Annotated in this window: 20 protein-coding genes and 1 tRNA gene; 10 read left to right on the top strand and 11 right to left on the bottom strand. The window is 72.1% G+C overall.

Annotated elements, in window-relative coordinates:
• Positions 1 to 173 precede the first annotated feature (173 nt).
• Together ABTY59_RS16720 and ABTY59_RS16725 are read right to left on the bottom strand one after the other, a co-directional pair.
• Positions 174 to 2747 (bottom strand): ABC transporter permease, encoded by a 2574-nt coding sequence (locus ABTY59_RS16720; protein WP_352019688.1) that lies wholly within the window; start codon positions 2745 to 2747, stop codon positions 174 to 176.
• Entirely contained in the window at positions 2744 to 3532 is a 789-nt protein-coding gene (locus ABTY59_RS16725; RefSeq protein ID WP_352019689.1) for an ABC transporter ATP-binding protein, read from the bottom strand. Before ABTY59_RS16725 ends, ABTY59_RS16720 begins: the two co-directional genes overlap by 4 nt.
• A 193-nt stretch (positions 3533 to 3725) precedes the next feature.
• Between ABTY59_RS16725 and ABTY59_RS16730 the strand changes: the two genes are divergently transcribed.
• The gene (locus ABTY59_RS16730) at positions 3726 to 5240 is read left to right on the top strand and encodes an MFS transporter (RefSeq protein WP_352019690.1); all 1515 of its coding nucleotides are present in this window, start codon (positions 3726 to 3728) and stop codon (positions 5238 to 5240) included.
• 29 nt (positions 5241 to 5269) lie between these two features.
• On the opposite strand, the gene ABTY59_RS16735 is transcribed toward ABTY59_RS16730, so the two are convergent.
• On the bottom strand, positions 5270 to 5458 hold the full coding sequence (locus tag ABTY59_RS16735) for a DUF397 domain-containing protein (protein WP_352019691.1): 189 nt from the start codon (positions 5456 to 5458) through the stop codon (positions 5270 to 5272).
• Positions 5455 to 6288 (bottom strand): helix-turn-helix domain-containing protein, encoded by an 834-nt coding sequence (locus ABTY59_RS16740; RefSeq protein WP_352019692.1) that lies wholly within the window; start codon positions 6286 to 6288, stop codon positions 5455 to 5457. The genes ABTY59_RS16735 and ABTY59_RS16740 overlap by 4 nt, the downstream gene beginning before the upstream one ends.
• A 103-nt stretch (positions 6289 to 6391) precedes the next feature.
• On the opposite strand from ABTY59_RS16740, the gene ABTY59_RS16745 reads away from it, so the two are divergent.
• Positions 6392 to 6874: an ATP-binding protein gene (locus ABTY59_RS16745; RefSeq protein WP_352019693.1), complete on the top strand. Its 483-nt coding sequence runs from the start codon at positions 6392 to 6394 to the stop codon at positions 6872 to 6874.
• A gap of 9 nt (positions 6875 to 6883) precedes the next feature.
• On the opposite strand, the gene ABTY59_RS16750 is transcribed toward ABTY59_RS16745, so the two are convergent.
• The 6 genes from ABTY59_RS16750 to ABTY59_RS16775 all read right to left on the bottom strand — a co-directional run bounded on the left by ABTY59_RS16750 (position 6884) and on the right by ABTY59_RS16775 (position 14968).
• Positions 6884 to 9160: an FG-GAP-like repeat-containing protein gene (locus ABTY59_RS16750; protein ID WP_352019694.1), complete on the bottom strand. Its 2277-nt coding sequence runs from the start codon at positions 9158 to 9160 to the stop codon at positions 6884 to 6886.
• A gap of 134 nt (positions 9161 to 9294) precedes the next feature.
• The gene (locus ABTY59_RS16755) at positions 9295 to 9900 is read right to left on the bottom strand and encodes a hypothetical protein (protein ID WP_352019695.1); all 606 of its coding nucleotides are present in this window, start codon (positions 9898 to 9900) and stop codon (positions 9295 to 9297) included.
• 107 nt (positions 9901 to 10007) lie between these two features.
• A complete protein-coding gene (locus ABTY59_RS16760; RefSeq protein WP_352019696.1) occupies positions 10008 to 10388 on the bottom strand; it encodes a VOC family protein in 381 nt (126 codons plus the stop codon).
• Positions 10389 to 10399: 11 nt separating this feature from the next.
• Positions 10400 to 11320, bottom strand: a complete 921-nt coding sequence (locus ABTY59_RS16765) for a coiled-coil domain-containing protein (protein WP_352019697.1) — start codon at positions 11318 to 11320, stop codon at positions 10400 to 10402.
• Between the two features lie 116 nt (positions 11321 to 11436).
• Positions 11437 to 13962 carry an SUKH-4 family immunity protein gene (locus ABTY59_RS16770; protein WP_352019698.1) on the bottom strand — a complete coding sequence of 842 codons (2526 nt, stop codon included), beginning with the start codon at positions 13960 to 13962 and terminating at the stop codon, positions 11437 to 11439.
• A gap of 7 nt (positions 13963 to 13969) precedes the next feature.
• Positions 13970 to 14968 (bottom strand): SMI1/KNR4 family protein, encoded by a 999-nt coding sequence (locus ABTY59_RS16775; RefSeq protein WP_352019699.1) that lies wholly within the window; start codon positions 14966 to 14968, stop codon positions 13970 to 13972.
• Positions 14969 to 15239: 271 nt separating this feature from the next.
• Between ABTY59_RS16775 and ABTY59_RS16780 the strand changes: the two genes are divergently transcribed.
• Together ABTY59_RS16780 and ABTY59_RS16785 are read left to right on the top strand one after the other, a co-directional pair.
• Positions 15240 to 15752 carry a YwqJ-related putative deaminase gene (locus ABTY59_RS16780; RefSeq protein WP_352019700.1) on the top strand — a complete coding sequence of 171 codons (513 nt, stop codon included), beginning with the start codon at positions 15240 to 15242 and terminating at the stop codon, positions 15750 to 15752.
• Positions 15753 to 15762: 10 nt separating this feature from the next.
• Complete coding sequence (locus ABTY59_RS16785; RefSeq protein ID WP_352019701.1) at positions 15763 to 16254, top strand: SUKH-3 domain-containing protein; 492 nt, start codon at positions 15763 to 15765, stop codon at positions 16252 to 16254.
• On the opposite strand, the gene ABTY59_RS16790 is transcribed toward ABTY59_RS16785, so the two are convergent.
• A complete protein-coding gene (locus tag ABTY59_RS16790) occupies positions 16251 to 17567 on the bottom strand; it encodes a sensor histidine kinase (protein WP_352019702.1) in 1317 nt (438 codons plus the stop codon). The two genes, ABTY59_RS16785 and ABTY59_RS16790, sit on opposite strands and share 4 nt — an antisense overlap.
• A gap of 115 nt (positions 17568 to 17682) precedes the next feature.
• Between ABTY59_RS16790 and ABTY59_RS16795 the strand changes: the two genes are divergently transcribed.
• From ABTY59_RS16795 to pth, 6 genes are all read left to right on the top strand, one after another.
• On the top strand, positions 17683 to 18555 hold the full coding sequence (locus ABTY59_RS16795; protein ID WP_352019703.1) for a hypothetical protein: 873 nt from the start codon (positions 17683 to 17685) through the stop codon (positions 18553 to 18555).
• 11 nt (positions 18556 to 18566) lie between these two features.
• Positions 18567 to 18637: transfer RNA gene (locus tag ABTY59_RS16800), tRNA-Gln, on the top strand.
• Between the two features lie 110 nt (positions 18638 to 18747).
• Complete coding sequence (glmU, locus tag ABTY59_RS16805) at positions 18748 to 20193, top strand: bifunctional UDP-N-acetylglucosamine diphosphorylase/glucosamine-1-phosphate N-acetyltransferase GlmU (protein ID WP_352019704.1); 1446 nt, start codon at positions 18748 to 18750, stop codon at positions 20191 to 20193.
• A 121-nt stretch (positions 20194 to 20314) separates the two neighbouring features.
• Complete coding sequence (locus ABTY59_RS16810) at positions 20315 to 21289, top strand: ribose-phosphate diphosphokinase (protein WP_030690291.1); 975 nt, start codon at positions 20315 to 20317, stop codon at positions 21287 to 21289.
• A gap of 224 nt (positions 21290 to 21513) precedes the next feature.
• Positions 21514 to 22101, top strand: coding sequence for a 50S ribosomal protein L25/general stress protein Ctc (locus ABTY59_RS16815; protein WP_352019705.1), 588 nt, complete (start codon positions 21514 to 21516; stop codon positions 22099 to 22101).
• A gap of 99 nt (positions 22102 to 22200) precedes the next feature.
• Complete coding sequence (gene pth, locus ABTY59_RS16820) at positions 22201 to 22797, top strand: aminoacyl-tRNA hydrolase (RefSeq protein ID WP_352019706.1); 597 nt, start codon at positions 22201 to 22203, stop codon at positions 22795 to 22797.
• Positions 22798 to 22837: the final 40 nt, after the last annotated feature.

Genomic DNA, 22837 nt, shown 5'->3' on the forward strand with positions numbered 1-22837 from the left:
CGGTCGCCCCCAGCCTACGGCGTACCACCGTCACTCGCGCGAAGGAACGGGGCCACTCGGGAGGGTGAGGGCGCCGTTCCCGTCCCGGGGGCGGGCCGGAACGCCCTACGGCCCCGGAAGACCTGGCAGGGTCCTCCGGGGCCGCGTTCCCCCGTTCCGTCACGCGCCGCGGGCTACTCGCTCGCGATCGCGTTCAGGACGTTCATCCGGCCCGCCCGGAACGCCGGGACGAGGGCCGCGAAGAGGCCCACGAAGGCCGAGCCGACGAAGACCGTCACGATCGTCGGCCAGGGGATCTCCAGGACCCCGAGGCCCTCCAGGGCGAGGAGCTTCTGCGCGGCCGTGCCCCAGCCCATCCCGAGGCCCAGGCCGAGCAGCGCGCCGAAGAGGGCGATGACCACGGACTCCAGGCGGATCATGCGGCGCAGCTGCCGGCGGGAGAGGCCGATGGCCCGCATGAGGCCGATCTCGCGGGTCCGCTCGACCACCGAGAGCGCGAGGGTGTTCACGACGCCGAGGACGGCGACGACGATCGCCAGGGCGAGGAGCCCGTACACGATGTTGAGCAGCTGCCCGACCTGGTCCTGCAGCTCTTCCTTGTAGTCGGCCTGGTTGCTGACCTTGTACTGCGGGTACGGCGCCAGCGCGTCCTTGAGGGCCTGGTAGGCCTGGGTCTCCTGGCCGTCCTTCGCGCTGGCGAGGACGATCAGGCTGTTCGGCACCCGCTCGGCGGGCAGGTGGCGGGCGAGCGTGGCGACGCTCGTGTACATGGCGCCCTTGTCGACCTGGCCGGTGTCCGCGGTGATCGCCGCGACCTTCAGCTTCACGGTGTCGCCGCCCTTGAAGGCGACGGTCAGGCTGTCGCCGACCTTGACCCCGTGCTCGGCGGCGTAGTCGCTGCCGACGGACATCGCGCCCTCGCCGTACGCCTCGGTGAGCGTGCCGGCGGTGGTCTCGCGGCGCAGGTCCTTCACGTAGGTCGGGTCGGTGGCGGCCAGGTCGGCCGTGGTGACCTTGCCGCGCGGGTCGGTGACCTTCGCGTCGACCCACTTGTACTCGGTGACGTGGTCGAGGCCGGGCGTCTTCTCCAGGGCGGCGAGGGCCTGCGGCACGACCGGCTGTCCGGTGGCGGACTGCACGATGTAGTCGGCGCCGACGGAGCGGTCGAGTTCCTCGGTGGCCGAGGCGACCATGGAGGAGCCGACCACGGAGAGGCCGGCGACGAGCGCGAGGCCGATCATCAGGGCGGCGGCGGTGGCGCCGGTGCGGCGCGGGTTGCGCAGCGCGTTCCGCTCGGCCATCCGGCCGACGGGGCCGAAGATCCGCAGGACGACGACGCCGAGGGCGCGGACCACCGCGCCGGCGAGGAGCGGGCCGACGACGACGAAGCCGAGGAGGGTGAGGACGACACCGAGGCCGAGCCAGAGCGAGCCGGGTCCGGCCTCGGCGGCGCGGGAGGCGGCGACCAGGGCGGCCGCTCCGGCGGCGGTGAGGACGATCCCGAGCACGCCCCGTACCCGTCCGGCCCTGCCGTCGGCGGGGGTGCCCGCGTCGCGGAGGGCGGCCATCGGGGAGACCTTGCCGGCCCGGCGGGCGGGGACGTACGCGGCGAGGACGGTGACGACGATGCCGAGGGCGAGGCCGACGACCGGGGTCGTCCAGGCGACGGTGAGGTCGCGGGTGGACAGCTCCATGCCCAGGGCGGACATGAGCTTCATGAGCCCGACGGCGAGGCCGACGCCCGCGGCGACACCGGCGACCGAGCCGACGAGGCCGAGCAGGAGCGCCTCGACGAGGACGGAACGGTTCACCTGCCTGCGGCTCGACCCGATGGCCCGCATGAGGCCGATCTCGCGGGTGCGCTGGGCGACGAGCATGGAGAAGGTGTTGACGATGAGGAAGATGCCGACGAGGAAGGCGATCCCGGCGAAGCCGAGCATCGCGTACTTCATGACGTCGAGGAAACCGGCCATGCTCTCGCGGCCGGCGTCGGCGACCTCGGCGGCGGTCTGCAGCTTGTAGCCCCCGCCGACGGCGGCGGCGACGTCCGCCTTCAGGGCGTCGTCGGAGACGCCGGGCTTCGCGTCGACGGAGACCTGGGTGAACAGACCCGTCTTCCCGAGGAGTTCGCGCTGCGCGGTGGCGGTGTCGAAGTAGACGACGGTGGCGCCGGGGTTGGTGACCTTGAACTCGACGGTGCCGACGATCTTCGCGGTGAAGTCCCCGGTGGCGGCGATGGTCCGCAGCTCGTCCCCGAGCTTCAGGCCGTGCTTCTGGGCGGTGGCGCCGTCGACGACGACCTCGGTGGGGCCGCGCGGCTCGTGGCCGGAGGCGATCTCCACCGAACGCAGCTCGTTGGGCGTCCAGTTGACGGCGATCGTCGGGGCGCCGCTGGTCGGGCCGACGTTCTTGTTCCTCGCGTCGACGACGGTGACGCTCGTCGACGCGACCGAGCCCTGCGCGTCCTTGACGCCCTCGACCTTCCTGACCTGCTCGACGAGCGAGGCGGGGAGGGTCTCGGGGCGGCCGTTCTGCGGGATCTCGTCGTCGGCGGCCGCGGCCTTCGGGCTGACGGTGACGTCGGAGGCGGTGGACGCGAAGAGCTTGTCGAACGTCGTGTTCATCGTGTCGGTGAAGACGAGCGTCCCGCTGACGAAGGCGACGGAGAGCAGGACGGCGACGGCGGAGAGCGCCATCCGGCCCTTGTGCGCGAAGAAGTTGCGCAGCGAGGTCTTGAGGACGGTCATGACGTCCGCCCGCGCGCGTCGAAGTCCTTCATGCGGTCGAGGACGGCGTCGGCGGTGGGCCGCTCCATCTCGTCCACGATCCGCCCGTCGGCGAGGTAGAGGACCCGGTCCGCGTAGGAGGCGGCGACGGGGTCGTGGGTGACCATGACGATGGTCTGGCCCAGCTCGTCGACGGACGCGCGGAGGAAGCCGAGGACCTCGGCGCCGGCCCGCGAGTCGAGGTTTCCGGTGGGCTCGTCGCCGAAGATGATCTCGGGCCGCGCGGCGAGCGCCCGGGCCACGGCGACGCGCTGCTGCTGCCCGCCGGAGAGCTGGTTCGGCCGGTGCTTGAGCCGCTCGGAGAGGCCGACGGTGTCGACGACCCGGCGCAGCCAGTCGGCGTCGGGCCTGCGCCCGGCGATGTCCATCGGCAGCGTGATGTTCTCCAGGGCGTTCAGGGTGGGCAGCAGGTTGAACGCCTGGAAGATGAAGCCGATCCGGTCCCGGCGCAGCTGGGTGAGCTTCTTGTCCTTGAGACCGGTGATCTCGGTCTCGTCGAGGAAGATCTGTCCGCTGGTGACGGTGTCGAGCCCGGCGAGGCAGTGCATCAGGGTCGACTTGCCGGAGCCGGAGGGCCCCATGATCGCGGTGAACCGCCCGCGGGCGATGTCCACGTCGACGGAGTCCAGCGCGACGACCCGGGTCTCCCCCGCGCCGTACGCCTTCACGACCTGACGCGCCCGCGCCGCGACGGCCGTCCCCTCGCCAGTACCCCCGTGCCTGGGGATGGTCACAGCCGAAGTCACGGTTCTCTCCTTGGAGCGATCGGTGGGTTTGTAAGTTCAAGTTAAGAAGCCGGAAGGGCACTTCACCTCCTCCGCCGGTACGAACGACCCCTGGCCCGCATGGGGGAGGTGCCCCTAGGGGTTCCTCCGCCCGGGGGTGGAGTGAGACCCTGTCCGCGCACATTTAGGTGTACGAAGAAAGGAAGGGTGCGCGGTGACGGAACCGTCCACGACCCGGGCCGGCGCCGACCCCGCGCCCACCGCCGCCGCCCCCTCGCGCCGCGGGGCCGTCGTCGCGGCGCTCATGCTCGCCATGGGGCTCGCCGCCCTCGACGGGACCGTCGTGTCCACCGCCGTGCCCCAGATCGTCGGCGACCTCGGCGGGCTGTCCGTCTTCTCCTGGCTGTTCTCCGGCTATCTGCTCGCCGTCACCGTCACCCTGCCCGTGTACGGGAAGCTCAGCGACACCTTCGGCCGCAAGCCCGTCCTCATCGCCGGCACCGTGCTCTTCCTCATCGGCTCGCTGCTCTGCGCCGCCGCATGGAACATGGGCTCCCTGATCGCCTTCCGCGTCGTCCAGGGCCTCGGCGGCGGCGCCCTCCAGGGCACCGTCCAGACCATCGCCGCCGACCTCTACCCCCTGAAGGAACGCCCGAAGATCCAGGCGAAGCTGTCCTCCGTGTGGGCCGCCTCCTCCGTCGCGGGACCGGCCGTCGGCGGCCTCCTCGCCGGCTACGCCGACTGGCGCTGGATCTTCCTCGTCAACGTGCCCGTCGGCCTGGTCGCGCTCTGGCTCATCGGCCGCCACCTCGCCGAACCGGCCCGCACCGCACCCCGCGCCCGCGTCCGCGTCGACTGGGCCGGCGCCCTCGCGATCTTCGCCACGGGAGCCCTGCTCATCACCGCGCTCGTCCAGGGTGGCGTCGCCTGGCCCTGGTTCTCCGCCCCGTCCCTCGGGCTGCTCGGCTCGGCCGCCGCCCTCGGCGCCCTGACCGTCCTCATCGAGCGGCGCGCGGCCGAACCGATCATCCCCGGCTGGGTCTGGCGGCGCCGCACGATCGCCGCCGTCAACCTCGCCCTCGGCGCCCTCGGCCTGCTCATGGTCGCCCCGACGGTCTTCCTGCCCACGTACGCGCAGTCCGTCCTCGGCCTGGGGCCGATAGCCGCCGGCTTCGTCCTCTCCTCCTGGACCCTGAGCTGGCCCATCTCGGCCGCGTTCTCCAACCGCGTCTACACCCGCGTCGGCTTCCGCCTCACCGCGGTCCTCGGGATCTCGCTCGCCCTGCTCCTGCTGCTCGCGTTCCCGTTCCTGCCGTTCCCCGGCGAACCCTGGCAGCCCGCACTCCTGATGCTGCTGCTCGGCGGGGCCCTCGGCCTCTTCCAGCTGCCGCTGATCGTCGGAGTGCAGTCGACCGTCCCGTACGGGGAACGCGGCACGACCACCGCGTCCGTCCTCTTCTGCCGCCAGGTCGGCCAGAGCGTCGGCGCCGCGCTCTTCGGCGCGATCGCCAACGGGGTCCTCGCGGCCCGCCTCGGCGCCGACACGGACCTCGACGCGCTGGCCCGCTCCCTCGACACCACCGAGGACATCCGCCGCGCGGTCGACGCCGCCGTCGACTGGGTCTACCTGGGCGCGGCGGCAGCGGCGGCGCTCGCCCTCCTGGCCCTCCTGACCGTGGCCCCCCGCCGCTTCCCTGTGTTGAAGGAGGCGACGGGGGGCGACGACTGAGCGCGCGCCGCGTACAAGCGGCGGTTGTACTACTCCGCCGAGGCGAGCCCGACGAACCCGGCCCACGCCTCGCGCGAGACCCGGAGGGCCGGGCGGGCCACGTCCTTGGAGTCGCGGATGTGGACGGGTCCCGAGCCTGTGGCGACCTCGATGCAGTCACCGCCCTCGGCGCCGCTGTAGCTGCTCTTGAACCAGGCGAGGGGCTCGGCGTTGTTCATAGCTCTCCCAGCAACTTCTCGATGAACGCAAGCGACTCTCCCGGGATGAGAGCCTGTGAACGGATGATCCCATAGCGCGCTGCGGCAAGAGCCGCACGCTTGGGGTCGGTCTCCAGGGCGCTGCTTCCCTGCGCCTCTGCGTAGACGAACCTCTTGCCGTCATCTCGCGTGACAACGGTGAACGGCCCGTCCACGCCCGCGTTGTCCTCGCTGTCGAGCGGCAGGACCTGGAGTTCGACGTTCCTCCGCTGCCCGACGAGAAGCAGCTGCTCCAGCTGGCCGCGCAGCACCTCCCTGCCGCCGAACCTCCGCCGCAACACGGACTCGCACATGACGAAGCTCAGCAGCGGCGCCGGACGGCGGTCGAAGATGCCCTGCCTGGCCAGTCGGGCAGTGACACGCTGCTCGATGGTCTCCGGATCCAGCACAGGCCGCCGCATGGCTAGTACCGCCCGCATGTACTCCTCGGTCTGCAACAACCCCTTGACCACCAGGGTGTCGTACGCCAACAGCTCTATCGACTGCTTCTCCAGCTCTGCCATCCCCTGGAAGAACACCGGGTACTGCGCCCGCTCCAACTGGTCCTTCCAGACCGTCAGCAGCCCGCCCGCGTCAAGGACCTCGTCCGCCCGGTCGATCGCGCGCGGCGGTGGGATCCTGCGGCCCTGCTCGAAGGAGGCGATCGTCGACGCCGAGTAGCCCAGCCGCTTGCCCAGTTCCTCGCGCTCCACCTTCGCCCGCAGCCGCAGCGTCTTCAGGCTCTGCCCGAACGCCGCCACCACGCCCTGGCCGGACTTGTCCGCCGCCGCGCCCGCCTGCTCTTCCGTCATCGCGCCCCGCCCCTCGTACCGGCACCGACACCCCACGTACAAGACCGTCGCGTCAGTGCGTCACCACTGGTCACGCTACGCCACCAAGAGGAGCGTGGGAGTCATGACGAGCAACATCGACAGCACCGCGGACACCACCCAACCCCCTGGTGTCTCGCCTTACTTGGGCAGCAGGGTCTTCACCCTGCGGTTCACGTCGACCACCCGGGGCGCCCGCCTCGCCCGTCGGCTGGTCGCCGTGCGCCTGGACGAGTGGGGCGTGCCGTACGGGACCGGGGCGCACGACACCGTCGTGCTGGTCGCCGCCGAGCTGACGGCGAACGCGGTGCGGCACGGGCACGTGCCGGGACGGGACTTCCGGCTGTTCCTGCACCTGCGGGACGGGGCTCCGGCCGTCGCGCGGATCGAGGTCGGCGACACGCGGGGCGAGCGGCTGCCGGTGCGCCCCGGCCCCCTTCCGGAGGGAGAACTCGCGGAAGGGGGCCGGGGGCTGCTGCTCGTGGAGCGGCTCGCGGACCGCTGGGGCTGGTGCCCCAGGCCCGGCGCTCCGGGGAAGACGGTGTGGGCGGAGTGCGCCCTCACCTGAGGGGCCGGGCTAGAAGACGGCGTTGTAGGACGAGTCCTGCGTCAGGGAGACGGGCAGGCCCTTCTTGAACGGGGCGGACCAGCTGCCCGTGCCCGCGTAGAAGGTCTCGTCGCCGTTCGAGGCGACCAGGTCGGCGCGGCCGTCGCCGTTGGCGTCGCCGACGCCCACGATGTGCTGGAACGCGTTCCAGCCGCCGCCGACCTTCGTGCGGGCGGCGAAGGTGCCGTCACCCTTGCCGAGGTACAGCCAGAGGACACCGGCCTTGTCCCGGGCGACGAGGTCCCCGGCCGGGCCGCCGGCGAGGTTGCCGGTGGCCGTCAGCTGGTTGTAGGCGCCCCAGCCGGTGCCGATCTGCTTCCGCGCGGCGAAGGGAGCGGTGGCCGAACCCGTGCCCTTGTACAGCCACAGGGCGCCGGCCTTGTCGGTGGCGACCAGGTCCGCCCGGCCGTCGCCGGTCAGGTCGCTGCCGCCCGCGAGCTCGGTGTAGGCCTGCCAGCCGGGGCCGATCTTCGTGCGGCCCGAGAGCGTCCTGTCCCGGTCCGCCGTGCCCTGGTAGAGCCAGAGGACCCCGGTCTTGTCCCGGGCGATCACGTCCGGCTCGGCCGAGCCCGCGACGTTCCCGACGGCCTCGATCCGGTCGTAGGCCTGCCAGCCTCCGCCCACCCGGGACGCGCCGGTGTCCGTCAGGGAGCCGCCCGGGGTGGCGGGCCGGGTGCCGAAGCGCCACAGCACGCCGTCGAGGTCCCGGACGAGGAGGTCGGCCGTGCCGTCGTCGTCGTAGTCGTGCGGCGCCGCGGGCCGGGTCACGGTGAAGCGTCCGGTGGAGACGAGCTCCGGTCCGATGCCGTCGTCGGGGCGGGCGGTGAGCTTCCACTCGTACGCGCCGTTGCGGGCCGGGCGGCCCCAGTCGGCGCCCTCCAGGTCCTTGCCGTCCCAGTGCCAGGTGATCCGGCGCGGGGTCCCGGCGTCGAGGCCCTCCGGGACCTGCCACCCGGTGGACACGGACTTCCCGCTGGCGACGTGCGTCAGCGTCAGCCAGACGCGGCTGTCGGCCCGGGACAGGTCCCAGCCGAAGTCGACCCCCTGCGCGACCTGGTCGCCGGTGAGCGCGGTCGGCGTGGTCGAACCGGTGAGGGTCACGACCGTCGACTGCTTCGTGGACGCGACCAGTTCGACGTCCGGGCGGCCACCATCGGCGCGCGGCGAGACCCGGTAGAGGCCCTCGCCGTGCTCGGCGGTGCCACCGCGCACCAGGAGGCTGCCGCCGGGACCGGCGACGGCCGAGGAGAACGCGGTGAGGAGGACGGTCTTCTCGCCGGTCGCGATCGACTGGACGGTGAACGGCCGCTTCGTCGGGTTGGGTCCGCCGTCGACGTAGCCGGAGGAGTCGATGTGGGCCTTCTGGCCGGACGCCACCCAGCCGCCGACCAGGTACAGCGGGTCGGTCAGGTCGTCGTCCGACGGGATCCACCGCTCGGTGGTGCCGCCGCGCTCGAAGGCGACGATCCCGTGGACGGACCGGCCGCCCGACATCCGCGCCTCCCGCCAGGCCACGTGCGTGGCGGAGACGGCGCCTTCGCGGGCCCACTGGTCCTCGAACTGGGGGTACCACTTGGAGGTGCCCGAGGCGAGGTCGACGAGGACCTTGACGTCCGTCCCGGTCGCGTCGACACGGCACTCGTAGAGCGCGGAGGCGGTGTCGGTCCAGCCCTCACGGCCGTCGTCGCACTGGAGTCCGGCCCTGCCGGTCATCAGCCGGGCCGTCGGCGTGCCGCCGTCGAGGGTGACGGCGTACTGCCCGCCGGAGGCGCCCTCCTGGTACCGGCCCAGGAGCATGGTGGTGCCGGCCACTCCCTCGAAGAAGAAGCCCTCGCCGAGGGCGTCGAGGCTCACCTCCCGCGGGACCGGGGCCGCGGTGGGCTGCGCCAGGTCGTAGACCTTCACCGTCCGCCCGGCGACCGGGGCGGACCGGTCGACGGTGACGACGAGGTCCGCGCCGCCGGCGGAGGCGGCGGTGGCACCCGGCAGCACGACCGACGAGCCGTCCGCGTACCAGGTCCAGCGGAACTCCGGTGCGGAGCCCCGGGTCTTGGACAGGAAGCCGCTCGGCCCGGCGCCGACGACGTCCGCGTTCCGCGGGAACGGGACAGTGGTCTGCTGTGCCCCCCGCGTCGCGGCCGGCGCGGCCGAGGCCGGAAGTGCGGTGAGCGTGCCGCCCGTGGCGGCGAGAACGAGGGTGACGGCGGCGGCCGCGAGTCTGCGGCCACGCACGCGCGCGTGGTTCATCTAAAGGGTTCCCTCCCGTGAGGGAACGACGTTAACCGTCCCCGCGCGCGCCCCTCCCACCGCCCCCGTGCCACCACCGGCGGCGCCCCTCCCGCGGCCGGAGCCCGGGCTCCGGCCGCGGGAGGCGGACGTCGTCAGACGCTCCAGATCTCCTTCATCGTGGCCACTTCGCCCTTGGCGTCCAGGGTGACCTCGTAGACGTTGCCGTAGCAGCCGTAGGGGGCCTCCACCTTGGGGTAGTCCTCGGTGGGCGCCCCGATCTCCTGGGCGTGGCAGCGGTCGATGTGCAGCGCCAGCTGCTCGTGGTCGACCCGCTTGGTCTGGCCGGGGCCGAGGGCCAGGTAGGCCTCGACGCTCCGGGGCAGGACGTAGTGCTTGGTCGGGTCCCCCTCCTCGGCGCCGTAGATCCAGTCGTTCGGCGTGCAGTGCGGCTTGGCCTCGGCGGCCTCGAAGCCGCCGGAGTCGCGCATGAGCCGGATCTTCAGCTTCAGGTGCCCGGCGGGCAGGGTCGGCGGCGTGCCGCAGTCGCCTCCCTTTCCGTCACCGTCGACGTCGTCGGCCGGGGCTCCGTCCCCGGCCTCGCCGGGGTCCGACGTCCCGGACGCCGTGGCCGACGGCGTGGCGGCGCCGGAACCTCCGGGCGTGCCCGCGGCGCCGGGGTCCTCCGGACCGCAGGCGGCGACGCCGCCCAGGGTGGCGAGGAGCGCGATCGCGCTGAGAACACGGCGAGTTGAGGTCATTCTTCCATTCCCCCGAATGCGAGTGCCTTGTGACGTGATCATGATTGATCGACGGAGCTTTCTACCTCACCGCGTCACGGAAAGACCAATGGGCGCGAGGACAGGCTCTAGGCGTCCTGGGGCGGGCGGGGTAGCGACAGGCAGAACGGATGGCCCGCCGGGTCCAGGACCACCCGCCACCGGTCCGGGCGCGGCTGGCCGGCCGGGACGGTCGCGCCCCACTCGACCAGGCGGGCCGTGGCCTCCTCCAGGTCGTCGACGTCGAAGTCGAGGTGCAGCTGCTGCGGAACCTCCTGGCCCGGCCAGGTCGGCGGACGGTAGCCCTCGACGCGCTGGAACCCGAGGAAGAGACCGTCGGCGCCCCGCAGTCCGGCGAACTCGTCGTCGGACCTGTCCGCGAGCGGAAGCCCCGTGGCCTTCTCGTAGAACGCGGCCAGGGCCATGGGGTCGGCGCAGTCGAGCGTGACGGCCGCCAGTCTCATCAGCATGATCACGGAGCCTACTCGGCGCCCTCGGGGTCCTCCCCGTCGCCCGAGTCCCGCTGCCCGTCCCGCGGTTCGGACGCCGCCGGGCGACCCGTGAGCGCCGCGAGGGAGTTGCGGATGTGCTCCATGTGGGAGTGGATCTCCTCCCGGGCCTCCTCGTGCTCCCGCAGGACCCGCTCCGTCTCGCGCTCGATCCGCTCCGCCTTCATCCTCGCCTCGGCGAGCAGCTCCTCCGCGCGGGCCTCGGCGTCCTCCTGGCCGTGCCGGGCCTGCTCCTCCGTCTCGGCCAGGGCCCGCCGCGTCTCCTCAAGACGCTCCTGCGCCGCCGTGACCAGCTCCTCGTGGCGGGCGTCCAGGGCCGCCGCCTCCGCCTCGGCCGCGCGCTCCGCCTCGTCCCGTACCGCAGTGTGCTCCGCGTGCTGCTCCGCCCGCAGGGTCTGTGCCCTCCGCTCGGTCTCCTCGAAGGCCTCCCGCGCGGCCTCCCTGGCCCCCTCGGCGTCCCGGCGGGCGATCGCGCCCTTCTCCTCGGAGCGCGCGCGGGCCTCCTCCAGGGTCGCCCGGGCCGCCGCGTCCGCCGCCGTCCTGACGCCCTCCGCGTACGCCCGGGCCGACTCCTCCGCCTCCCGCGCCGCCCGCTCGGCGGCCTCCGCGAGGGCCTGCGCCTCCGCCTCGGCGGCGCGGACGAGCCGCTCGTCCTCCTGCTCGGCCAGCTCCAGGATCCTCTGCGCGGCCTCGCCGAGGGACTCGTACCGCTGCGGCGCAAGCTGCGTGACGGCCAGACGGAGCCCGGCGGCCTCCGTCTCCATCTCCTTCGCGAGGACCGTGAGCCGCGCCGCCCGCTCCCAGGCCGCGTCCCGCTCCTCGGAGAGCGCGGCGAGATGACGGTCGACCTGCTCGGGGCGGTATCCCCGCCCCCGCCCGACGGCGAAACCCATCCCTGACGCCCCTTCCCGTTGACCTCGAACAACAAGGATGCGTCATCAGAACGGACAAAAGGCGCCCAACGTGCACACACGTCGAGCGCCCTTCATCACATCCGGTCCAGCTGCGGCTACAGCAGGCCGTCCCACATCTGCTCCAGCAGCACCGACCACCAGTTCTCCGGCGACGACAGCGCCGCCGGATCCAGCATCGCCAACTGCGCCTGGAAATCGACCGTCCAGCGGCCCGCCTGCTCCGGGTTCAGCCCGAACCGCAGCCGCCACATCCGGCCCAGCAGCGCCATCGACCGCGTGAACTCCGGCAGCCCCGAGTTCACGAACTGCGGCGGCACCACCTGCCCGCCGGGACCCGCCTCCACCGGCACCGCCACGATGTGCGCGGTCCCGTACTGGACGCAGATCGCCCGCCCGAAGTCCGAACCGAGCACCAGGTACGAGCTCGCGTCCGGCGCCGACGGGACCTGCCGCTGCGCCGCCAGCTCCGCCAGCGTCGGCACCACCGGCATCGCCGGCTGCGCCCAGAAGAACGGACCGAAGTCCGCCGGAAGCCCCGCCCACACCAGCGTGCGCGCCACGACCTCCGGCACGCCCTGCCGCGACACCGCCCGCTGGTCGAACCGGAGCACACCCGGACCGAACGCGCCCGCCAGCTCCTGCGCGATCCCCTCCGGGGGAATCGGCGGCGCCGGCTGCACCTGCGGCAGCGGCGCCCGCACCGGAGCCGGCCGCGCCGGACCGTCCGCGACCTGGTGCAACTCGCCCTGATGCGTCAGGAGTTGCCGCATGCCCTGCTGCCGGCCCGCGTGATCACGGCCGTACGGGGCGATGCTGGTGATCCGCGCCTGCGGCCACGTCTCCCGGATCATCCGCGCGCAGTAACCACCCGGCAGCTCACAGGACTCCAGCTCCGTGTGCAGCTCCAGCACCTGCTGCGGCGGCACGTTCATCGCGCGCAGCTCGTGCAGGATCTGCCACTCCGGATGCGGAGTACCCGGCGCGGAACGCCGGATGATCTGCGCCTCGGAGCCGTCGGGCGCGCGGTAGCGCAGCACCGCCTGGTACCCGGGACCGACCGTCGGCTGCCCCGTCGGCTGCGGATAGCCGTACGCGGGAGGCACCGGCCCACCCGGAGGCACCGGCCCCGGAGGCACCGGACCGGGCGCGGGCGGCGGCGTGTGCCCGCCGACCGGCGGCGCCGGAGCGGGCGGCGGCGGAGCAGCGCCCAGACCACCGGGACCGGGGTGCGCCAGCATCGTCGCCGCGTGCGCGACCCCGCCCGCGGGCGTACCGCCCCCCGGCACGCCCGGCGGCGGCGGAGGCGGCGGAGGCGCGCCGGGACCGCCCTGGTTCGGATGCGCCAGCATCGTCGCCGCGTGGTGAACCGGCTGCGGAGGCGTCACCGGACCCGGCGCGGCCGGCGGAGGCGGCGGACCGGGCGGACCCGGCTGCGCGGGCGGCCTCGGCGGCTGCGGACCCTCGGGCCCGAGCTGCGACACCAGTTGCGTGGGAATGTACGCGTTCGAGCCCTGCGAACCGCCCGGAACACCCGGGGCCCCCGGCGGCGGAGGCGGCGTCGGACCCCGCCCGGCCCTCGGCGACACCTCGGCCTTGCCGGTCGCCGCGTCCGCGATGGCCCCGGCACCCGGAGCCGAGGGCCCGGGCGGAGCCGGCGGGGCCTGCGGCGGCGTCGGGGCGGACGCCGGCGGGACGGGCGGAACCGGACCCGCGGCCGGAGCCGCCGGGTCGAGCCGCGGGGCGATCGCGGTCGGGGGCAGCGCACTGCCCCCCTTCATCAGCGCGGTCGGCGCGTCCGCGCCCACCACCGGCGGCGGCGTGTCCTCGTCGTCCGTACCCGACAGCGCCGGCGCGAAGACGGTCGCGGGCAGCGGGACCGCCCCGTCCGCGCCCCCGGAACTCGCGTTCGCGTCCACCCACGGACTGTCCGCCACGGGCACGGGCGCCGGGGCAGGAGCAGGCGCAGGCGTGGACGCCGGAACGCCGTCCATCGCCGTCGGCTCGTACCCGTCTCCCCCCGCCGGCGGAGCCGGCTCGGCCGACACCGCCGGAACCGGAGCCGTACCGGCCTCGGACGAAGACGACGAGGAAGAGGAAGAGGAAGAGGAAGAGGAAGACGACGAGGACGAGGACGAGGACGAGGACGAGGACGAAGAGGACGAAGGCGACGAGGACACCGCCTCCGACACATCGTCCGACGGCGCCGACGCACTCGCGCTCTCCTGCGAAGCGTGCGACTCCTCCCGCGGCAACCCGATCTTGTCCGCCGCGTCCTGCAACCACTCCGGCGGACTCAGCAGGAACGACGTCTGGTTCAGATCGATCCGCGCCGCCGGCACCGCCGCCTGCGCCGGAACCTCCTCCGCCGCCCCGTACTCCTCCTCGTACCGCCGGATCACCTCACCCACCGGCAGCCCCGGCCACAGCGTCGCCTCACCACTGCGCGCGATCACCAGCCGCTGACGCCCGCCGTCCGACGTCGGACCGCCCTCGCGGTCCTCCGCCCACACCACGAACCCCAGCTCGAACTCCCGCACCCGCACCTCACGGTGCTGATACGCCGGCAGGTCGCCGTTGATCCATTCCTCGGCGCGCTCCTGCGCCTGCGCGAACGTCACCACAGCCAGCTCACTCCCCCACCGGGACCACGGGCACGGCACGCGCGAAGCCGCCGTCCACCATCAGGTTCGCCACCGTCTCCAGCTCCGGCGGATTCCCCGCCAGACGCCCGAGGAACGCGTCGAAATCCGCACCGCACGGCAGCAACAACCGCTCCACCCGCTCACTCACCGTCCAGCCGGCCGCCACCGCGCCCGAATCCCGCGCGTCGTCGTACGCGCAGAACCACACCGAACCGACCGCCGCGCCCCGCACCTTCAACGCGATCAGACCGCCCTGGACGAACGCCACGCCCAGATAGTCCTTCGTCAGATGGTCACGCAGACACTTGTTGACATAGACGAGGTCATTGACCCCCGCCTCCTCCCGCACCGTGAAGAACGGCTGGTCGACGAGCAGCCCCAGCTCCGCGTCGAGCGCCGCCCCCACCGGAGCACACCCGCCCGCCGCCTTCAGGAACGAGCGGTACGCCCCCGGCAGCCGATAGCCCAGATCCTCCTCGACACCCTGCAGCTGCGCCTCCGACACCGACACCAGCCCCTTCGGCAGACCGAAGTGCGCCGGCCGGGTCTCCTGCAGCGGACGCGTACCCCGCTTCGACTGGTCCACCGCCGCCGTCGCCACCCCGCCGTGATGACGCAGCAACGCCTTCACCTCGACCGGAACCAGCTCCATCCGCCGCGACCGCGCCACGTGGTGCCACGTCCAGCCGTGCGGGGTCGCCACCGACGGAATCCCGTCCCACAGCTCATGACCCGTCGCCGCCATCGCCGCGTTCGCCGACACGTAGTCCGTGAGACGCAGCTCGTCGACACCGAAACCCTCCGGCGGATCCGCGATCTCCGCCGCCGCACGCGCGTACGGCGAGAAATCCGGGTGACCGTGCTCATCCACCCGTACCCCTCTGGGGTGACGGGACGCACGCACCGGATCCGGGAAATGCACGACCTGCCCGGCGTAGGCCGCGTTCGGTGGCGCGGTGTCCTGCCCGAGCCGACCTGTCGTCATGGCGGTTGCCCCCTGCATGGCGTCACTGACTGCTGCTACCGGCTGATTCCCACAGCCTGATTCCGCACAGCCTATGCGCTGCCACAAGAGCCCGAACCGGCCCCGAACCGACGACCACCGACCGTGACCAACTGTCACGACGCCATGACAGGCACACCATGATTCCGACACACCGAGGACGTGTTTCGCCGCCCCAGCTTCCCCATATGGCTCCCTATTTGGCAGGCTGTCCACGCAACTCGGGGGATTGCAGGAGGGGAAGACCAGCACCATGCACGCAACCACGACGCCCACACAGGGTGACCCACGCCTCAACTGGAGCAGCAGTGCCGAGGCCACACGCGCCCCCTTACTGCTTCACCGCCGCGACGGAATCCTCCCCACCGTAGGAGCCGCACTCTCCGTCCGCGGCGAGACCCTCACGTGCACCGCGGGCCGCGGCGACACGCCCCCCGCCCTGCACGCCCTCGTCCAGGACTTCCTGGACACCCTCACCAGCAGCCAGCGGGAACGCTTCACCGGCCGCTGCCCCGAGGCGATCCTGCTCTCCCGGCACCTCACCGCCACCGAGAACAGCCGCTCCAAACGAGCCCAGCGCAAACCGCTCACCCACAGCGAAGCCCGCCGCTCCCTCAAACACGCCAAGCTCACCGCCCGGCGCATCCGCGAGGACGGCGACCCGCTCCACGGCAGCTACGCGGCACCCTGCCGCTCCTGCACCGCGATGCTCGCCCACTTCGGCGTCCGCACCGTCGACCCCACCACGCCTGTCGAGAACGGCTGACCGCACCCCCATGCCCGACCACCTCAGCACCACCCGCTTCCCGGTCAACGTCGACGCCGCCCTCCGCGAGGCCGGCTGGCAGCCCGGCCGCTGGGACATCAAACTCGCCGAAGAATGGGCCGACACCCTGCGCGCCCACATCTCCCCCGCCGGACACCGGCACAGCGTCTTCCCCGCCGCCGTCGAGGCCTGGGCCGAATTCGGCGGCCTGCGCGTCACCGCACCCGGCCACGGCCGGCAGATAGCGCCCGCCGCCGTCCGCTTCGACCCCCTCGCCGGACTCCACCTCTCCCGCACCCTCGCCGACCTCGGCCGCGCCCTCGACACCGAGCTCGCCCCCCTCGGCGAGGAGGGCGAACACCAGGCCGTCCTCGCCATGGACACCGAAGGCCGCGTCTACAGCCTCGACCACGCCGGCGACTGGTACCTCGGCAAGGACATCGACGCGGCCCTCTCCACCCTCATCACCGGAGCCCAGCCCACCCGCCTCACCGCCGGCTAGACCGCGGGCGGCGTCGGCAGCACCGCCGACACCTTGAACCCACCCGCGTCCGTCGGCCCCGACACGAACACACCGCCGAGCCGCAGCACCCGCTCCCGCATCCCGACCAGACCGTTCCCCCCGCTCGGCAGCCCCGCATCCGCCACCGCCGCGTCCGACGGCCCGTTCTCCACCTGCATCGCGACCTCCGCACCCCGATGCGCGAGCCGCACCACCACCTTCGCGCCGGCCGCGTGCTTGTGGACGTTCGTCAGCGCCTCCTGCACCACCCGGTACGCCGTCCGCTCCACCTCAGGGGCGTACGGACGCGCCGCACCCAGCACCACCAGCTCCACCGCCGCCCCCGCCAGCCGCGACTGCTCGCACAGGGCCTCCACGGCGTCCAGACACGGCCCGTCCTCGGCCGCCGCCTCCGCCGCGGCCGCCGCCGCACGCCCCACCGCCGCCAACGGCACCGCGGCGGGAGCCACGGGAACGGCCTCCTCCCGCAGCACCCCCAACATCTCCCGCAACTCCGTCAACGCCTGCCGGCCCATGTCCCCCACCAGAGCGGCGTTCCGCACGGCCTTCTGCGGATCCTTCAACGCCACCGCCTGCAGCGCCGCCGCGTGCACCACCATCAGCGACACCCGGTGCGCGACGACGTCGTGCATCTCACGGGCGATCCGCGTCCGCTCCTCCTGCCGCGCCCACTGCGCCCGCTGCTCGGCCCGGTCCGCGAGCAGCGACAGCTCCTGCTCCAGCGAGTCCGCGCGCTCCCGCAGGCTCTCCATGAGCCGGCGGCGCGCCCCTATGTACAGCCCGAAGAGAACCGGCGGCGCGTTGAGCCCGAGCGTCACGAAGAGCGCGACGCTCGGCACGTACCAGCCACTCGGATCGATGTCCGGCGGGCCCTCGTCGACCTGGGCGACGTCCTGCCGCATCTGCACGGCGGTCACGACGTACACGGCGAGCGTCGACATCCCGGCGAGGAGGGCGGTGATCCGCCGGGGCACGTCGGAAGCGGCCAGCGAGTACAGGCCGACGATCCCCATGAGGAAGCCCATCTCGGCGGGCGCCACGGCGATCGACACGAGGACGACGGCGATGGGCCAGCGGCGCCGGACGAGCAGCGTGGACCCCACGACCAGCCCGAACAGCACGCCCACGGGGACGGGCAGCGAGGCCTTGTCGGCGAAGCCGATGCCCTCCAGGGCGCACTCCAGCGCGGACACGAGCGCCAGCCCGATGTCGAGGACGGCACTCCGCGGTCTCCCCCACCACCACCAACTCCCGACGCCCACGGCGTCCCGGTCTGCCCCCGTTGTGGTCATACCCACCACCCTACGGGTGGGCCCCCACGTCAACGCCGCGTACACACGTCCCTCGAACTATTGAATCGACCGCGCATTCGATCCGGACGTCCGGATTCCGGACGAGGGTGGGGGCATGACAGCCGCCTCCAGCAAGTACGCGGACTTCGAGGACCTGCGCCGGAAGGCCGTCGCGCTCCGCCGCGAGGGCCTCAGCCGACGCCAGATCCGGGACCGCCTCCACGTCGACAACAACGACCTCCTCAACCGCCTCCTCGAAGGCGAACCCCCGCCGGAGTGGACGAAGCGCCCGAACGCGAAGGACGACCTGCGCGACCGCGCGCGGGAGCTGCGCCTCCAGGGCTGGACCTACGACCGGATCCAGGCGGAGCTGGGCTGCTCGAAGAGCTCGATCTCCCTCTGGGTTCGGGATCTGCCGAAGCCCGAACGCAGGCGGACCAGGGAAGAGGCGTCCGAGATCGCGCGGCGGGGCTGGGAGTCGACCCTGCGCCGCCGCGAGGAGGAGCGCAGCACGGTCAAGCGCACGGCAGCCGAGGAGGTCGGGGCGCTGTCCGAACGCGAGCTCTTCCTGATCGGCGTCAGCCTGTACTGGGCGGAGGGTACGAAGGACAAGCCGCACGCCCGCCGTGAGCGCGTGGTCTTCGTGAACAGCGACTCCGGGATGGTCCGGGTCTTCACCGCATGGCTCGACCTCCTCGGGGTCGAGCGCGAGCGCCGACGGTACTGCGTGATGATCCACGAGACCGCTGACGCGGGCGATGCCGAGCGCTACTGGGGCGACCTCGTGGATGTCGACCCCTCGTCCTTCGGCAAGACGGTCGTCAAACGCCACAGCCCGCTGACCAATCGCAAGAACGTGGGCACCGATTACCACGGCTGCCTCTCCATCCGAATCCTCGGGAGCGCCGATCTGTACCGTCGCATCGAAGGGGCCTGGTGCGGCATAGTAGGGGCCGTCCCGATCTCTCCCACGCGGAATCGGGCATAGCTGGCGAACCATCCCGGATCGTCTAAGGGCAGGACAAATGGTTTTGGTCCATTGAATGAGGGTTCGAATCCTTCTCCGGGAGCCCATGCGCCGCGGGTCCTGACCGTCCAGGTCAGGACCCGCACTCATGTCCGCCCACTTGCCCCCCGGTATCCTTCGTGCGTCCACCACCCAAAGCCGAAGGGCATTCCCGTGAGCGCCAACCGCCCGGCAGCCGTCGTCGTCCTCGCAGCGGGTGAGGGCACCCGCATGAAGTCGAAGACCCCCAAGGTCCTGCACGAGATCGCCGGGCGTTCGCTCGTCGGGCACGTCGTGTCCGCCGCCCGCGAGCTGGAGCCCGAGCACCTCGTCGTGGTCGTCGGGCACGCCCGTGAGCAGGTGAAGGGCCACCTCGACGAGCACTACTCCGGGACCCGCACCGCCGTCCAGGAGCAGCAGAACGGCACCGGGCACGCCGTGCGGATGGCTCTGGAGGAGCTGGGCGCGGCGCCCGAGGGGACCGTCGTCGTCGTGTGCGGCGACACTCCGCTGCTGTCGGGGGAGACGCTCCGCGCGCTCTCCGGCACGCACGCCGCCGACGGCAACGCCGTGACCGTGCTGACGGCCGAGGTGCCGGACTCCACGGGGTACGGGCGGATCGTGCGGGACGCGGACGGCGCGGTGACCGAGATCGTGGAGCACAAGGACGCCTCGACGGACCAGCTCGCGATCCGGGAGATCAACTCGGGTGTGTTCGCGTTCGACGGGAAGCTGCTCGCGGAGGCGCTGACGCAGGTCCGGACGGACAACAGCCAGGGTGAGGAGTACCTGACCGATGTGCTGTCGATCCTGCGCGAGGCCGGTCATCGGGTCGGCGCCTCGCTGGCGGGTGATCACCGGGAGATCCTGGGGATCAACAACCGGGTGCAGCTCGCCGAGGCCCGCGCGCTGCTGAACCGGCGGCTTCTGGAGCGGGCCATGATGGCCGGCGTGACCGTCGTGGACCCGGGCTCGGTGTTCGTGGACGTGACCGTGACGTTCGAGGCCGATGCCGTGATCCTGCCGGGTACGCAGCTGCTCGGTGCCACGCACGTCGGCGAGGACGCCGTGGTGGGCCCGAACACGCGCCTGACGGACGTGAGCGTGGGCCGGGGTGCCCGGGTGGACAACACGGTCGCCTTCTCGGCCGTGATCGGCGAGAGCGCCTCCGTGGGACCGTTCGCGTATCTGCGTCCGGGCACGAACCTCGGCAAGAAGTCGAAGGCCGGTACGTACGTCGAGATGAAGAACGCGACGGTGGGCGAGGGCACGAAGGTCCCCCATCTGTCGTACGTGGGTGACGCGACGATCGGCGAGTACACGAACATCGGTGCCGCGAGCGTGTTCGTGAACTACGACGGCGAGGCGAAGCACCACACCACGATCGGCTCCCACTGCCGTACGGGTTCGGACAACATGTTTGTGGCTCCCATCACGATCGGGGACGGGGCCTACACCGCGGCGGGGTCGGTGATCACGAAGGACGTGCCGGCCGGTTCGCTCGCCGTGGCCCGGGGCCAGCAGCGGAATATCGAGGGTTGGGTGGCCCGTAAGCGGCCCGGCAGTGCCGCCGCGCAGGCCGCTCAGGCCGCCTCTGAGGAGTCCGCCGGCGAAAGCTGACCGGAAACGGGTACGTCGAACTCGGCGTACCGTGATACGTGCACACAAATTCGGCTGGCACGCACATGCGCTCGACGGGCGCGGGGTCGCGGCCAGAGAACACGTCTGAGGAGACAGTGCTGTGACCGGGATCAAGACGACCGGCGAGAAGAAGCTGATGCTCTTCTCCGGCCGCGCCCACCCCGAGCTGGCCGAGGAGGTCGCGCACCAGCTGGGTGTCGGTCTCGTTCCGACCAAGGCGTTCGACTTCGCCAACGGTGAGATCTACGTCCGCTTCCAGGAGTCGGCGCGCGGCGCGGACTGCTTCCTGATCCAGAGCCACACGGCTCCGATCAACAAGTGGATCATGGAGCAGCTGATCATGATCGATGCTCTGAAGCGGGCCTCGGCCCGGAGCATCACCGTGATCATCCCGTCGTACGGCTATGCCCGTCAGGACAAGAAGCACCGCGGCCGTGAGCCGATCTCGGCGCGTCTGGTGGCGGACCTGCTGAAGACGGCGGGTGCGGACCGGATCCTGACCGTGGACCTGCACACGGACCAGATCCAGGGCTTCTTCGACGGCCCGGTGGACCACCTGTCGGCGCTGCCGGTGCTGGCGGACTACGTGGGCGCCAAGGTCGACCGCGAGAAGCTGACGATCGTGTCTCCGGACGCGGGTCGTGTGCGGGTCGCCGACCGTTGGTGCGACCGTCTGGACGCGCCGCTGGCGATCGTGCACAAGCGCCGTGACAAGGACGTCGCCAACCAGGTGACGGTGCACGAGGTCGTCGGTGACGTGAAGGGCCGCGTGTGTGTCCTGGTGGACGACATGGTCGACACGGGCGGCACGATCTGCGCGGCGGCCGACGCGCTGTTCGCGCACGGTGCGGAGGACGTCATCGTGACGGCGACGCACGGCATCCTTTCGGGTCCGGCGGCGGACCGCCTGAAGAACTCGAAGGTGAGCGAGTTCGTGTTCACGGACACGCTGCCGGTGCCGGGTGCCCTGGAGCTGGACAAGATCACGGTGCTGTCGATCGCGCCGACGATCGCGCGCGCGGTGCGTGAGGTGTTCGAGGACGGTTCGGTGACGAGCCTCTTCGAGGAGCACTGAGTCACCGGTAGGTGAGGTGGGGGTCAGCCCGTCCGGGGTTCCGGGCGGGCTGATCCATTTGGGCGGTGCGGGGGCGGCGGGTAGACTGCCGTAGTTGCTCGGCGAGGGAGGCCGTACCCGTAAGGGTCACGGCGGTCCGTTATCGACGCGCTCTTCGTAGCAGGCCATCGCCAGTCGTGGCCGGGTGACCACGTTTTTTCGTCACCTTCTACGAGGAGTGCAGCATGTCCGAGGTCAAGCTCGCCGCCGCCGTCCGTACCGAGTTCGGCAAGGGCGCCGCCCGCGCCATCCGCCGTGACTCGCAGGTTCCCGCGGTCGTCTACGGCCACGGCTCGGAGCCGGCCCACATCACCCTTCCGGCCCACGAGCTCGGTCTCGCGCTCCGTACGCCGAACGTCCTGCTCTCCCTGGACATCGACGGCAAGAACGAGCTGGCGATCCCGAAGGCCGTCCAGCGCGACGCCATCAAGGGCTTCCTGATCCACGTCGACCTGCTGCTCGTCAAGCGCGGCGAGAAGGTCACGGTCGAGATCCCGGTCCAGGCCGAGGGTGAGCTGGCCGCCGGCGGCAACCTGCTGGAGCACGTGCTCGGCACCCTGTCCGTCGAGGCCGAGGCCACCCACCTCCCCGAGGCCGTCACGGTCTCCGTGGAGGGCCTGGAGGCCGGTGCCTCCGTCCTCGCGAAGGACATCGCCCTCCCGAAGGGCGCGACCCTGGTGACCGACGGCGACGCCGTCGTCCTGCAGGTCCTGGCCGCGCAGGCCGAGGAGCCGGCCGCCGAGGCCGAGGCCACCGAGGGCGCCGAGGCCTGAGCCGTAGGCTCTGCCTGACGTGACGGGGTGACGGGCCGTACGGGCCCGTCACCCCGTTTCTCTTGTACGGATACGCGGATACGAGAAGAGCTGACGCACATGACGGACGACGCGAACGCCCCCTGGCTGATCGTCGGTCTCGGCAATCCGGGGCCCGAGTACGCGGCCAACCGGCACAACATCGGCTTCATGGTCGTGGACCTGCTCGCGGACCGGATCCGCGGCTCGTTCAAGCGGGCGCAGAAGGCGCAGGCGCAGGTCGTGGAGGGCCGGATGGGGCCTCCGGGGCCGTCGAGCCGCCGGGTGATCCTCGTGAAGCCGATGTCGTACATGAACCTGTCGGGGGGTCCGGTGACGGCGCTGCGGGACTTCTACAAGGTGCCGACGGCGCAGGTGGTGGCGGTCCACGACGAGCTGGACATCGACTACGGGGTGCTGCGGCTGAAGCTGGGCGGCGGTGACAACGGGCACAACGGTCTGAAGTCGATGACGAAGGCGATGGGCGCGGAGTACCACCGGGTGCGGTGCGGGATCGGGCGTCCGCCGGGCCGGATGCAGGTGGCGGACTTCGTCCTGAAGGACTTCTCGTCGACGGAGCGCAAGGACCTGGACTGGTTCGTGGACCGGGCGGCGGACTCGGTGGAGTGCCTGGTGGCGGAGGGTCTGGAGCGGGCGCAGTCGGCGTACAACTCCTAGGGCCTGGCGATCGGGACGTACGACTGTACGATCGCGGGTC

Source organism: Streptomyces sp. NPDC096079 (assembly GCF_040303145.1).
Classification (GTDB): domain Bacteria; phylum Actinomycetota; class Actinomycetes; order Streptomycetales; family Streptomycetaceae; genus Streptomyces.